The sequence below is a fragment of the Frankia sp. CeTa3Moorea genome, from assembly GCF_978021225.1.
Genome location: NZ_CDXDOR010000037.1, coordinates 11,543 through 25,129, shown reverse-complemented (window position 1 = coordinate 25,129; position 13,587 = coordinate 11,543). Strand labels below are relative to the sequence as shown.

At 69.5% G+C, this 13,587-nt stretch carries 13 protein-coding genes and 1 pseudogene; all 14 read left to right on the top strand.

Features of this window, described 5'->3' with window-relative positions:
• Positions 1 to 127 precede the first annotated feature (127 nt).
• Positions 128 to 364 (top strand): 50S ribosomal protein L31, encoded by a 237-nt coding sequence (gene rpmE / locus AC08OV_RS09380; RefSeq protein ID WP_476591837.1) that lies wholly within the window; start codon positions 128 to 130, stop codon positions 362 to 364.
• A 128-nt stretch (positions 365 to 492) separates the two neighbouring features.
• Complete coding sequence (prfA, locus tag AC08OV_RS09375; RefSeq protein ID WP_462186542.1) at positions 493 to 1,566, top strand: peptide chain release factor 1; 1,074 nt, start codon at positions 493 to 495, stop codon at positions 1,564 to 1,566.
• Complete coding sequence (prmC, locus tag AC08OV_RS09370) at positions 1,563 to 2,573, top strand: peptide chain release factor N(5)-glutamine methyltransferase (protein WP_476612910.1); 1,011 nt, start codon at positions 1,563 to 1,565, stop codon at positions 2,571 to 2,573. Before prfA ends, prmC begins: the two co-directional genes overlap by 4 nt.
• 34 nt (positions 2,574 to 2,607) lie before the next feature.
• Positions 2,608 to 3,258 carry an L-threonylcarbamoyladenylate synthase gene (locus AC08OV_RS09365; RefSeq protein ID WP_476612911.1) on the top strand — a complete coding sequence of 217 codons (651 nt, stop codon included), beginning with the start codon at positions 2,608 to 2,610 and terminating at the stop codon, positions 3,256 to 3,258.
• 288 nt (positions 3,259 to 3,546) lie between these two features.
• Complete coding sequence (locus AC08OV_RS09360) at positions 3,547 to 4,803, top strand: serine hydroxymethyltransferase (RefSeq protein ID WP_462202700.1); 1,257 nt, start codon at positions 3,547 to 3,549, stop codon at positions 4,801 to 4,803.
• A 127-nt stretch (positions 4,804 to 4,930) separates the two neighbouring features.
• Positions 4,931 to 6,040 (top strand): MraY family glycosyltransferase, encoded by a 1,110-nt coding sequence (locus tag AC08OV_RS09355; protein WP_476612912.1) that lies wholly within the window; start codon positions 4,931 to 4,933, stop codon positions 6,038 to 6,040.
• The gene (locus AC08OV_RS09350) at positions 6,037 to 6,519 is read left to right on the top strand and encodes a hypothetical protein (protein WP_476612913.1); all 483 of its coding nucleotides are present in this window, start codon (positions 6,037 to 6,039) and stop codon (positions 6,517 to 6,519) included. The genes AC08OV_RS09355 and AC08OV_RS09350 overlap by 4 nt, the downstream gene beginning before the upstream one ends.
• Before the next feature lie 680 nt (positions 6,520 to 7,199).
• Positions 7,200 to 8,090 (top strand): F0F1 ATP synthase subunit A, encoded by an 891-nt coding sequence (gene atpB / locus AC08OV_RS09345; RefSeq protein ID WP_462186553.1) that lies wholly within the window; start codon positions 7,200 to 7,202, stop codon positions 8,088 to 8,090.
• Positions 8,091 to 8,162: 72 nt separating this feature from the next.
• A complete protein-coding gene (locus AC08OV_RS09340; protein WP_462186548.1) occupies positions 8,163 to 8,411 on the top strand; it encodes an ATP synthase subunit c family protein in 249 nt (82 codons plus the stop codon).
• A 19-nt stretch (positions 8,412 to 8,430) separates the two neighbouring features.
• On the top strand, positions 8,431 to 9,009 hold the full coding sequence (locus AC08OV_RS09335; RefSeq protein WP_462186549.1) for a F0F1 ATP synthase subunit B: 579 nt from the start codon (positions 8,431 to 8,433) through the stop codon (positions 9,007 to 9,009).
• 2 nt (positions 9,010 to 9,011) lie between these two features.
• Positions 9,012 to 9,854: a F0F1 ATP synthase subunit delta gene (locus AC08OV_RS09330; protein ID WP_476612916.1), complete on the top strand. Its 843-nt coding sequence runs from the start codon at positions 9,012 to 9,014 to the stop codon at positions 9,852 to 9,854.
• Positions 9,855 to 9,907: 53 nt separating this feature from the next.
• Positions 9,908 to 11,566 (top strand): F0F1 ATP synthase subunit alpha, encoded by a 1,659-nt coding sequence (gene atpA / locus AC08OV_RS09325; protein WP_476612917.1) that lies wholly within the window; start codon positions 9,908 to 9,910, stop codon positions 11,564 to 11,566.
• A 3-nt stretch (positions 11,567 to 11,569) separates the two neighbouring features.
• Complete coding sequence (locus tag AC08OV_RS09320) at positions 11,570 to 12,466, top strand: F0F1 ATP synthase subunit gamma (RefSeq protein ID WP_476591847.1); 897 nt, start codon at positions 11,570 to 11,572, stop codon at positions 12,464 to 12,466.
• A gap of 252 nt (positions 12,467 to 12,718) precedes the next feature.
• Positions 12,719 to 13,587, top strand: a pseudogene (locus AC08OV_RS09315) (F0F1 ATP synthase subunit beta); the annotation flags it as partial.

Genomic DNA, 13,587 nt, shown 5'->3' with positions numbered 1-13,587 from the left:
GTGTGGGGACCCCTGGCATCGGCTGGCGGTCGGTGCACCCGGCCTCTGGCAGACTGGCAGCAGACCGGCTCCGGTTCACGTCGTCCACGCGAGACGACGACCCGGCGGCCACTTCGAAAGAGGGATCATGAAGTCTGACGTCCACCCGACCTACCACGAGACGACGGTCACCTGTACCTGCGGGAACACCTTCACCACCCGCAGCACCAAGGAGAACGGCGTCGTCAACGCCGAGGTCTGCTCGCAGTGCCACCCGTTCTATACCGGCAAGCAGAAGATCCTCGATGTCGGCGGCCGGGTCGAGAAGTTCGAGCGCCGGTTCGGTCGGCGGCGCCCCGGCGAGAAGGTCGGCGGCGCGAAGTAGCTCGGCCGCGGCGCCCGTTCGGACTCCGGACGGGCGCCGTTTGCGTCTGGGACGGGCGGTACCCGTCCCACCGACCCCCTCCCGGAACTGTGACGTGTTCCAGGACCATGACGTGCGAAGGAACCACGATGACGTCCCCGCTCGACGGCCTGATCGCCGAGCACGCCGAGATCGAGGGGCAGCTCGCCGACCCGGCGGTGCACAACGACCCCGCGAAGGCGCGCGCCCTGAGCCGTCGCTACGCGCAGCTCGCCCCGGTCGTGGATCTTGCGCGCGAGCTCGACCGGGTGGAGGGGGACCTCGCTGCCGCCCGCGAGCTCGCGGCGCTGGACCCGTCGTTCCGGGACGAGGTCCATGATCTCGGCGGGGAGCTGGCCCGGCTCAACGACCGACTGCGGGCCTACCTCGTCCCGATTGACCCCGACGACGCCCGGGACGCCATCCTCGAGGTCAAGGCCGGCGCCGGTGGCGAAGAATCGGCGCTGTTCGCCGGAGACCTGCTCCGGATGTACCTGCGCTATGCCGAACGGCGCGGCTGGAAGACCGAGATCCTCGACGCCAACCCCTCCGACCTCGGCGGTTATCGTGATGTCAGCGTGGCGGTGAAGGCCCGGGGACCCGCGGGCCCAGGGGACGGCGTCTACGGCCGGCTGCGCTTCGAGGGCGGGGTGCACCGCGTCCAGCGGGTGCCCGTCACCGAGTCCGCCGGACGTATCCACACCTCGGCGGCCGGGGTCCTGGTGCTTCCGGAGGCCGAGGAGGTTGATGTCGAGATCGACCCGAACGACCTGCGCATCGACGTGTTCCGCTCGTCCGGCCCCGGTGGGCAGAGCGTCAACACCACGGACTCCGCGGTCCGGATCACCCATATCCCGACCGGTGTGGTCGTCTCCTGCCAGAACGAGAAGAGCCAGCTACAGAACAAGGAGTCCGCGCTGCGGATCCTGCGGGCCCGCCTGCTCGGGGCGGCCCGGGAGAAGGCCGAGTCGGAGGCGTCGCTGGCGCGTGCCAGCCAGGTCCGCACGGTGGACCGGTCGGAGCGGGTCCGGACCTACAACTTCGCCGAGAACCGGATCAGCGACCATCGGGTCGGCTACAAGGCACACAACCTCGACCAGGTGCTCGACGGGGAGCTCGACGAGGTCCTCGACGCGCTGGCCGCCGCGGACCTCGACGCGCGGCTGGCGGCTCAGGCGTCATGACTGGCCCGTCGGCCGTGCAGGGGCGCTCTCGGGGTACGGAGCAGCCGGGCCGGGGCGCGTCCCCGCATTCGGGCTCCGCGGATCCCCTGAGCCCGGTGCGCCACGCGGCCGACCTGACACCGCTGGGCGCGTGGTTGGCGGCGGCGACCGACCGGTTGCGTGCGGCCGGGGTGGCGAGCCCCCGTGCCGACGCCGAGCAGCTCGCCGCCTTCGTGCTCGCGGTGCCCCGCGGCCGGCTGGCACTGCTCGACGACGTCACGGCGGCAGCGGCGCGGCGGCTGGACGAGCTCGTGGCCAGGCGTGCGCAACGGGTGCCGCTGCAGCACCTGACCGGTGTCGCCGGCTTCCGCCACCTCGAGCTCACCGTCGGCCCCGGGGTCTTCATCCCGAGGCCTGAGACGGAGTCTGTCGTCGAATGGGCGCTCACAGAGCTCACCGGGCCCGCCGGGGCCCGGCAGCCGGGACCGTTGTGCGTCGATCTGTGCGCGGGCTCGGGGGCGATCGCGCTGTCCCTGGCGGCGGAGCTGCCCGGCGCGAGGGTGCACGCCGTGGAGGTCGACCCGGCGGCGGTGGTCTGGCTGCGACGCAACATTGCCGACACCGGTCTTCCCGTGACGGCGCACGCAGCCGACATCGCCGCGGCGCTGCCCGAGCCGCTCACCCGACTCGCCGGGACGGTCGACCTGATCATCAGCAATCCGCCGTACCTCCCCGACTCCGACCGCCACACGGTGGAGCCCGAGGTGGGCGAGCATGATCCGGCCCGCGCCCTGTGGGGAGGGCCCGACGGGCTCGACGTGGTGCGCACGGTTGTCGGGGTGGCGGCGCGGCTCCTGCGGCCAGGCGGTCTACTCGTCATCGAACACGCCGACGGCCACGGGGTGTCGGCGCCCGAGCTGCTTCGCGCCGATGGCCGCTGGTCGCACGTGGCGGATCATCGGGACTTGGCCGGCCGGGACCGGTTCGTCACCGGCCAGCGCGGGGCGTCCCGCGAGCCCCGATCCTGAGGACGAACCCTGATCCTTGAGAAGAGGACGGGCAATGGAACGTTTCGACTGCTCCGACGAACGGGAGCGGGCCCGCGGTCTCGACGCGGCGGTCAGCACCGTCGCCCGGGGTGGGCTGGTTGTGCTCCCCACCGACACGCTCTACGGGCTGGGCGCCGATGCCTTTGACCGGGACGCGGTGGCCTTGCTGCTGGCGGCAAAGGGACGTGGCCGGAACATGCCGGTCCCGGTCCTGGTCGGCTCCTGGCGCACCCTCGACGGGCTGATCGAGCGGATGACTCCCCAGGTCCGGGAGCTGATCACCGCATTCTGGCCGGGCGGGCTGACGCTGGTAGTCCGGCACACCCCGTCGCTGCGCTGGGATCTCGGGGAGGGCCGGGGCACGGTGGCGGTGCGCATGCCGCTGCACCCGGTGGCGATCGAGCTGCTGGGTCGGACCGGGCCGATGGCCGTCTCCAGCGCGAACATCAGCGGCCAGCCTCCGGCGACGACGATCGACGAGGCGCTGCACCAGCTCGGCGGTGCCGCGGGTGTCTATCTCGACGGGGGACCGTGCCCGGCCGCCGTCCCCTCGACCATCGTCGACTGCACCGAGGAGGTGCCCGTTGTACTGCGCAGCGGTGCGATTGATCTCACCGCGCTGCGTGCAGTGTTGCCGCTGGTCCGGGAGCCCGTGAACCGGTGAGCCCGTGAACTGGAGCCGGGCCCGGACGGTCCGGACGGGCCGGCGTGGGGTGGGTCTGACGCCGCTGATCGTCCCGGCGGGAGAGTCCCGTACGATCCTGAACCGGGTCGCGGGGGCGATGGTCACAGCGGGTGGCTTCGGGTAGATCCGGGTGGATGGTGTTCCCGGGCCAGAGGAGCATGGGGTGACCGGGCCGCCCGCGCGGCGGCACCGGTCATCGGTTGCCGGTTGTGGCACGGTTGCCGTTCCAGCGCGGTCGCCGTTCTAGCGCAGGAGGTTAGGAACGTCATGAGCACCCCGTTCTGGGGCCCGGACTTCGACCAGCTGAGCGCGACGGATCCGGAGATCGCGGAGGTGGTCCTCGATGAGCTGGACCGGCTGCGCGGCGGCCTGCAACTCATCGCGAGCGAGAACTTCACGTCCCCGGCGGTGCTGGCGGCGCTGGGTTCGACGTTGTCGAACAAGTACGCCGAAGGGTATCCGGGTCGGCGTTACTACGGCGGTTGCCAGGTGGTCGACCGGGCCGAGGAGATCGGCATCGCCCGGGCGAAGCAGCTCTTCGGCGCGGAGCACGCCAACCTGCAACCGCATTCGGGCTCGTCGGCGAACTTCGCGGTGTATGCGGCGCTACTCACGCCCGGTGACACAGTCCTGGCGATGTCGTTGCCGCATGGCGGTCACCTCACCCACGGCAGCAAAGTGAGCTTCTCCGGTAAGTGGTTCAACGTGGTGGCCTACGGCGTGCGGGAGGACACCGAGCTGATCGACTACGACCAGGTGCGGGAGCTCGCCCGCCAGCACCGGCCCAAGATGATCATCTGTGGGGCGACGGCCTACCCACGTCTGATCGACTTCGCCGCGTTCCGCTCGATCGCCGACGAGGTTGGTTCGTGGCTGATGGTGGACGCGGCGCACTTCATCGGTCTGGTCGCCGGGGGCGCGATCCCGAGCCCCGTTCCCTACGCCGACGTCGTCAGCTTCACCACCCACAAGGTGTTGCGCGGCCCGCGGGGGGGCATGATCCTCGCGCGCGAGGAGTTGGCCTCCCGCATCGACAAGGCCGTGTTTCCGTTCAGCCAGGGTGGCCCGCTGATGCACGCGGTCGCGGCGAAGGCCGTCGCGTTGCGGGAGGCGGCCTCGCCCGCTTATGCGCAGTACGCTCGCCAGGTGGTGGCCAACGCGCAGCGGCTCGCCGACGGGCTCGCTGCCGAGGGCATCCGGCCCGTCGCCGGTGGCACCGACACCCATCTCGCCCTGCTCGACCTGCGGGAACTCGGGGTCAGTGGCAAGGAAGCTGAGGCGCGTTGCGACGCGGCCGGCATCACCCTGAACAAGAACGCCATTCCCTATGACCCGCAGCCGCCCGCGATCTCCTCCGGCATCCGGGTAGGAACCCCGGTGGTCACCACCCAGGGGATGGGCGAGGGGGAGATGAAGGAGATCGCGGGGCTGATCGCCCACGCGGTGCGTGAGCCGGACACCGCCGCCGACGTGGCGGCGGCGGTGTCCGCGCTTGTCGCCCGGCACCCGGCCTATCCGCGGTAGGGGCCGATCCGCGGTAGGGGATCAAGAGGTTCCGCACAGCCGCGTGAGCAGGCGGTAGTAGGCGGCAGCAGGCGTGAGCAGGCGGCAGTAGCCGGATCCGGGTCCGGCAGGCGGGAGATGCCCGACGGTGCGCGAGTACCTGCTCGTCTTCGTGGTCTCGGCGGCGGTGACCTTTCTCGCCACGCCGGTGGCACGCGTCTTCGCCATGCGTATCGGTGCCGTCGCCGGGGTACGTGCCCGCGACGTCCACTCCACCCCGACGCCCCGGCTGGGGGGCCTGGCCATGCTTGCCGGGCTCTACGCCGGGTTCGGGGTGGCGGACCGCCTGCCGTTCCTGTCGGTGGTCTCCCAGGACTGGTCGGAGATCCGGGCGGTGCTCGTCGCCGGCACCTTGATCTGCTTGCTCGGCGTCGCCGACGACCGATGGGAACTGGACTCCCTGACCAAACTGGCCGGGCAGGTCGCCACGGCCGGCATCATGGTGCTCCTTGGTGTCCAATGGACGTTCGCGATCGATCGGGACAGCGAGACGACGCTGAGCCTGGGACCGGAGACCGCGGTCCCGCTGTCCATCCTCGCCGCGGTCGTGCTTATCAACGCGATGAACTTCATCGACGGCCTGGACGGCCTCGCGGCGGGTGTCGCGGCGATCGCCGCCGGCGCGACCTTCTACTTCGCCTATCAGATCGCAGTGATCAACGGCTTCTACCGGGCCTCCCCGGCGGCGCTCCTGGCCGCCGTGACCGCCGGGGTCTGCATCGGGTTCCTGCCGCACAATTTCAATCCGGCCCGGCTGTTCATGGGGGACTCGGGCTCGATGCTCATCGGCCTGCTGTCGGCCGCATCGATGATCTCCGTGACCGGTCAGGTGGCCTACGGGGGTTACGTTGGACCCTCACGGTCGTACCCGTCGCTGATCCCGTTGGCGATACCCCTGGCCGTGCTCGCCGTTCCGTTCCTCGACCTCGGGCTCGCGGTCGTCCGGCGGACGAGGGCGGGGCGCTCGCCGTTCGCGGCGGACAAGATGCATCTCCACCACCGCATGCTGGAAATCGGTAATTCGCACGTGAGGGCGGTTCTCTTCATGTACTTCTGGGCGGCTCTGGTCGGGTTCGGAGGTGTCGCCGCGTCGTTCTCCGACTCCCCGTTGCCGATCTTGGTTGCCACCGTCGGAGTGGGCCTCGCGGCCCTGGTAGCCCTGCTCCTCGGCACCCAGCGTACGGGGCGGCGGGCGTGACCGGCGCCGCGGCGCCGACGTTGCGCGCCGGGCTGTGGACCATGCTCGCGCTGGCCGTGCCGACGCTCGTGATCGCCGGGGCGGCGCGGGGCGGGGCGGGTTTCCTCGGCGCGGCCCTGGGAGTTGGCCTGGTCAGCACCTTCTTCGCGGCGGGCAAGGTGGCACTGGTGGCGATCGGCCGGCGGATCGGCACGACGGCGCTGCTGCCGGTCGCGCTGGGCGTCTACGCGGTGAAGGTCGTGACCTTGGGTGTCGTCCTGGTGGCCCTGGAGGGCACCACCGCCGTGAATCTGCCGTCGTTCGCCTGGTCAATCGTGGCGGGCACGCTGTGCTGGGTCGGCGCCGAAGTGTGGTCGGCGGCCCGGCTGCGGGTGCCGTTCTACGAACCGGGGATTCCGGCCACGGTGCCGAGCGCCGAGGCCGACCCGGACGTGCCGCAGGGGCCGGCGGCCGGGCCGGCGCCGCTCGAGGGGCGGTGACGAGGTGGGTTCCACGCCCGACCAGAGCGCCGACGACCGGTCGGGGGAGAGCTCGACCGGGACCGGCGGTGACGGCTCGCGGGTGCCCGAGGGCCCGGGTCGCAACCTGGGCCGCGCACTTGCGCCGCCCGCCGGCGAGGCCTGGGGCATCGTGGGCACGCTTGTGGCGGGAGCCGGCTTCTGGGGACTGGCCGGTTTTGGCCTTGATCGGCTATTGGGGTTTCAAGTCCTTTTTTTCCCTATTGGACTGATTGTCGGAATTGCGGGAGCACTCTACCTGGTCATTTATCGCTTCGGTGCCCGTTGATGACGGTGTGTAGACGGACGTCAAGTCACTCTAAGTAACAAAATTGCCATCAAATTTACGGACGGTGATCTTCGACAGTTTGTCGAAGATCTCTCGTGTGTAATTGATGCCTCGCGGCGTCCAGGCGGATAGCATCGGCGGTGTCGGGCAGGCGCCCTGGGTGCCGCTCGCCGCTGGTTGTCCCCTTTCGCTTCCGCATGGGACGGGCCCTGACGGGGCCTCGTGGGTGGAGGGTAGGGATCGGGATGCAGGCGGTGGCCGCCTGGCTTTCGCTCCTCTACCCGGAGGGGCCTCACCCGTATAGGGTGAGGCCGACCTGGTCGTAGGTGATTGCGAACTTTGACGTTGTTGAATGATCATGGAGGTGTCGGAAGTGCCGAGCGGTTCGGTGTTCGCGGCGGCCGACGACGGCTTCCACGGGCCGACTTCCGAGGTTTTCAGGCCGAAGAACTGGTTTGAGATCGGTGACCTCTACTTCAACAAGTGGTCGGCGCTCACCCTGTTCGTCGCGATCTTTGTGGGCCTTTTCCTCTGGCTTGGATTCCGTCGGGCCGCGCTGGTCCCGCGGGGGCTCCAGAATTTCTGCGAGTCCATCTACGACTTCGTCGACCAGCAGATCTCCCGAGACGTCATCGGGGAGCGCGGCCGGGTCTTCTCGCCGTACCTGATGATCCTCTTCTGCTTCATCCTGGTCTCGAACGTCATGGCCATCATCCCCGTGGCCCAGTTCCCGACGACCTCGCGTATTGCTCTGCCGATGATTTTGGCTCTGATCAGCTGGGCCATTTTCAATGTGGTCGGAATCCGCGAGCACGGGGCCGGAGCGTATTTCAAGGACATGCTTGTACCAGCACCGGACGCGCCTTTCGGTGTCAAACTGATCTTGGCGCCGATCGAGTTCTTCTCGACCCTCGTCGTGCGGCCGGCCACTCTCGCCATCCGGCTCTTCGCCAACATGTTCGCCGGCCACATGCTGCTGCTGGTGTTCGCGCTCGGGGCCGACTACCTGCTACCGAAGCCGCAGTTCATCTTCGGCATCTTCTCCGGGCTGATGTTCGTCGTCCTGACCGGCTTCGAACTGGTGATCGACCTTTTGCAGGCGTACATCTTCACCATCCTGACGGCCGCCTACATCGGCGGTGCTATCTCGTCGCACGGTGGCGGTGACCACGCCACGGACCATCCACCGGTCCACGGGCACGAACCGAGCTCGGAGACGACTTCGTTTGCCACGCCGGCGCAACCGGCGGTGGCACGGGCCTGACATCTTCCTCTCGACGTACCCGCACCGCGGAGACGGTCCCGGTGCACCGACTTTAGAAGGACGGATTTCACGATGTCTCTTACCGCGTCCACGTTGCTGGCCGCTGAAGACGCCATCAGCGGCAACATCGGGACGGTCGCCTACGGCATCGCCACTCTCGGTCCCGGTATCGGCGTCGGCATCATCTTCGGACTCGGCATCCAGGCGATCGCCCGCCAGCCCGAGGCGGAGCAGGTTGCTTTCCGGTACATGCTTATCGGGTTCGCGCTGGTCGAGGCCTTGGCTCTGATCGGCTTCGTCGTCCCCTTCGTGTTCACCTGATCCGGCACAGGGATATCAGGTGTACTCCTCTGTCATCCTCGCCGCCGAGGAAGTGGGCACGCACGAGGAAAACGTCCTCGTGCCGCCGTTGTCTGAACTGATCGTCGGGCTGCTGGCCTTCGGTGTCCTGGTTGGATTCTTCTTCTGGAAGATCTATCCGCAGATCCGCAAGACCTACGCCGATCGGACCGAACGCGTAGAGGGCGGACTGCGTCGGGCCGAGCAGGCCCAGCGTGAGGCGCAGGCGTTGTTCGAGCAGTACCGTGCCCAGCTCGCCGAGGCGCGTGCCGAGGCGGCCCGTATCCGGGAGGATGCGCACGCCCAGGCGCGGGTAATCATCGACGAACTACGGACCGACGCCCAGCGGGAGGTCGCGGAGTTGCGCGATCGGGCCGAGGCGTCGCTGGCGGCCGAGCGGTCGCAGGTCGTCGCCCAGGTCCGGCGCGAGGTCGGCACGCTCGCGGTCGAGCTCGCCACCAAGATAGTCGGGCATGAGCTGCAGAACGACGCCCGGCAGCGTCAGCTCGTCGACGACTTCATCGCGGGTCTGGAGGCCGGGCCGCGGCCGGCCAGCACCGCGTCCGGGCTGGGAGGCTGACGGTGGAGGGCGCCAGCCGACGCTCGTTGGCAGTGGCCCGTGCCGTTCTCGACCAGGTGACGGCCATCCCGGTGGGCGGCCCGCGACGGGCCGCGCGGGTTCCCGACGCCGACCGGATCGCCGAGGAACTGCGTGCGGTCGCCGCCCTGATCGGGCGGGAAGCGACGGTGCGCCGGGCACTGACCGACCCGGGGGCCCCGGGGCCGTCGCGGGTCGGGCTCGCCCGCCGGCTGCTGGCCGGCCAGGTCAGCGAGCTCACCCTGAAAGTGGTCGACAGCGTGGTGCAGAGCCGCTGGTCGCGGCCGGGGGACCTGCGTCAGGCCCTGGAGGAGCTCAGTGTCGAGGCGCTACTCGCTCAGGCTGACGTCACCAGTGCGCTCGACGAGGTGGAGGACGAGCTTTTCCGCTTCGGCCGTATCCTGGACCAGAACCCACAGCTCGCGCTGGCGCTGACCGACCCGGCGGCGCCGGCCTCGGCGAAGGCCGTGTTGGTGAACCGGCTGTTGGTTGGGCGGGTGCACCCGGTCACTGTCCAGCTGGTTCAGCAGGCGGTGGCCGACCGGGCGCAGGGCGACGTCGCGGGTCGGCTGGAGCACTACAGCCGCATCGCGGCTGCCCGGCGCGGTCGGGTGGTGGCCGTCGTGCGTACCGCGATCCCGTTGGACGCCGGCCAGGTTGAGCGCCTGCGCGACGCGATCAGCGGCTACTTCGGCCGGCAGATCCAGCTGCAGACCGATCTTGACCCAACTGTTCTCGGCGGTGTCGTCGTGCGGGTCGGCGACGAGGTGGTGGACGGCAGCGTTCTCCGCCGGCTCACCACCGCCCGGCGCGGCCTGCTTCGGTAGGAGCGCCGTGACCAGTCCCGACCAGATCCATGCCAGCCATGAAGGACAAAGCGATGACTGAGCTGTCCATTCGGCCGGAGGAGATTCGCGACGCCCTCCGGGAGTACGTCGACTCCTTCCAGGCCACCTCCGGTGAGCGGGAGGAGGTCGGCAGGGTCGTCGTCACCGGTGACGGCATCGCCCGGGTCGAGGGTCTTCCGCACACGATGACCAACGAGCTGCTGGAGTTCCACGGCGGCGTTCTGGGGCTCGCGCTGAACCTCGAGGTCGGTGAGATCGGAACCGTCCTCCTGGGTGACTCCGAGCACATCGAGGAGGGGCAGGAAGTCCGCCGCACCGGCGAGATCCTCTCCGCCCCCGTCGGTGACGGCTTCCTCGGCCGGGTCGTCGACCCGCTCGGGCGGCCGATCGACGGCCTCGGGGAGATCGTGGCCGAGGGCTCCCGGGTGCTGGAACTGCAGGCGCCGACGGTCGTCCAGCGCCAGCCGGTGAAGGAGCCCCTGCAGACCGGCATCAAGGCGATCGACGCGATGACGGCCATCGGTCGCGGTCAGCGTCAGCTGATCATCGGTGACCGGCAGACCGGCAAGACGACGGTGGCCATCGACACGATCATCAACCAGCGGGACAACTGGGCCTCTGGCGACCCATCGAAGCAGGTCAAGTGCGTCTACGTGGCCGTCGGCCAGAAGAAGTCGACGATCCGCGAGGTGGTGAACACCCTCGAGGAGGCCGGCGCGCTGGCCTACACCACGATTGTGGCGGCGCCGGCCGACGAGCCGGCGGGCTTCAAGTACATCGCGCCCTACACCGGCTCGGCGATCGCCCAGCACTGGATGTACAACGGCCAGCACGCGCTCATCGTCTTCGACGACCTGTCCAAGCAGGCGGAGGCATACCGGGCGATCTCGCTGCTGCTGCGCCGCCCGCCGGGCCGGGAGGCCTACCCGGGTGACGTGTTCTACCTGCACTCCCGGCTGCTGGAGCGCTGTGCCAAGCTCTCCGACGAGCTCGGTGGCGGGTCGCTGACCGGACTGCCGATCATCGAGACGAAAGCCAACGACATCTCGGCCTACATCCCGACGAACGTCATCTCGATCACCGACGGGCAGATCTTCCTGGAGTCCGACCTGTTCAACCAGGGTGTCCGCCCGGCCATCAACGTCGGCACCTCGGTATCCCGGGTCGGCGGCAGCGCGCAGGTCAAGGCGATGAAGTCGGTCGCCGGCCGCTTGCGGCTGGACCTTGCCCAGTACCGCGAGCTCGAGGCGTTCTCGGCCTTCGGCTCCGACCTGGACAAGGCTTCGCGGGACCAGCTCGCCCGCGGCGCCCGCCTGGTCGAGCTGCTCAAGCAGCCGCAGGGCCAGCCTTTCCCGGTCGAGCGCCAGGTCGTGTCGATCTGGGCCGGGACCACCGGCAAGCTCGACGACGTGCCGGTGGCGGACATCCGTCGCTTCGAGTCGGAGTTCCTCGACTTCGTCGGCCGGTCCTACCCGCAGGTGTACGACGCGATCGTGACCACCGGCAAGCTCAGCGACGACACGATCGCCGTGCTGGAGCCGGCCATCGCGGAGTTCAAGAACCAGTTCACGTTGTCCGATGGCCAGCCGCTGGTCAACGAGCCGGTGCCGGGCCCGCTCGACCCGGGGCTGGTGCGGCAGGAGTCGATCCCGGTGCACCGACCCGCGGTGCACAAAGACGACGAGGGCTGACCCATGGCGGGCCAGCTTCGTGAGTACCGGCGGCGCATCCGGTCGGTGCAGTCGACGAAGAAGATCACCCGAGCGATGGAGCTGATCGCGGCTTCCCGCATCGCCAAGGCGCGGGCGCGGGTCGCCGCCGCCCGCCCCTACGCCGAGGAGATCACCAGGGTGATCGAGGCGGTCGCGGCGCAGACCACGATCGACCACCCGCTCACCACCGAGCGGCCCGGGGCGACCCGGGCCGCGGTCGTGGTGATCACCAGCGACCGGGGGCTGGCCGGCGGGTACAGCTCGAACGCGCTGCGGCGCACCGGCGAACTCGTCGAGCTGCTGCGTTCGGAGGGCAAGGAGACCGACCTGCACGTCGTCGGCCGCAAGGGGACGGGCTACTACCGCTTCCGAGGTCGTGCGATGAGCGGCGAGTACACCGGCTTCTCCGAGCAGCCGTCGTACGCGGACGCCAAGTCGGTCGCGGACGCGCTCATCGCGGCCTTCATCGACACGAGCGAGAACGGCGGAGTGGACGAGATCCACGTCGTCCACACGGAGTATGTCAGCGCCATCACCCAGACGCCGGTCGCCCGCCGGCTGCTGCCGATGGTGCTCACCGAGACCGACGAACCGCCGCGCGGCGGCCCGCTGCCCCAGTACGAGTTCGAGCCCTCCGCCGAGGGGGTGCTTGACGCGTTGCTGCCCCGCTATGTGGAAAGCCGGCTCTACGCGGCGCTGCTCGAGTCGGCGGCGTCGGAGTCGGCGGCGCGGCAGCGGGCCATGAAGTCAGCCACGGATAACGCCGAGGATCTCATCAAGAGATACACCCGGCAGGCCAACCGGGCCCGGCAGGACGCCATCACCCAGGAGATCTCCGAGATCGTCGGTGGCGCCAACGCCCTGGCCTCGGGAGCCTGACGTGGGCGGGCGGCGCGAGGAGCGGGAGCGATGTCGAGCGATGTCATCGCCGTTCCCGTCTTCACGCCGCCGGACACAATGGGTGACCACAATGGGTGACACCGAGCGGAACCGATGCGGACATCGACAACAGAACGCAGAAGGACGACGCCGAAGGCGGAGCGCGCACGACGCGAACCGCTCCGCCCCAGGTGCCAGCGAACGCGAGCCCGAGGCTGCGGCGACGGGCATTGATGGGAAACTGAGGACGCCATGACCGTCACCACCAGCTCGCCAGCCACGGCGGAGGGCCGGACCCCGGGGATCGGCCGGGTCGCCCGAGTCATCGGACCGGTCGTCGACGTGGAGTTCGCTCCCGACGAGCTTCCCGAGATCTATCAGGCACTCCAGGTCGACCGGACCATCGGCGACGAAACGCTGACGCTGACGCTCGAGGTCGCCCAGCACATCGGTGACAACACCGTGCGGGCCATCTCCATGCAGCAGACCGACGGTCTCGTCCGGGGCGCGCCCGTCCGCGACACCGGCGCGCCGATCTCGGTCCCGGTCGGCGACGCCACCAAGGGCCACGTGTTCAACGTGCTCGGCACGCCGCTCGACGTGAAGCAGATCGAGGCCGAGACGCGCTGGCCGATCCACCGGCCGGCGCCGGCGTTCGACCAGCTCGAGTCGAAGACCGAGATGTTCACCACCGGCATCAAGGTCATCGACCTGCTCGCGCCGTACGTGCGCGGTGGGAAGATCGGCCTGTTCGGCGGTGCCGGCGTCGGCAAGACCGTCATCATCCAGGAGATGATCCGTCGGGTCGCCAAGGAGTTCGGTGGCGTCTCGGTGTTCGCTGGGGTCGGCGAGCGCACCCGTGAGGGCAACGACCTGTTCCTGGAGATGACCGAGGCCGGCGTCATCGAGGACACCGCGCTGGTGTTCGGCCAGATGGACGAGCCGCCGGGTACCCGGCTGCGGGTCGCGCTCGGCGCGCTCACGATGGCCGAGTACTTCCGGGACGTCCAGAAGCAGGACGTGCTGCTGTTCATCGACAACATCTTCCGGTTCACCCAGGCCGGATCCGAGGTCTCCACGCTGCTCGGCCGGATGCCCAGCGCCGTCGGTTACCAGCCGAC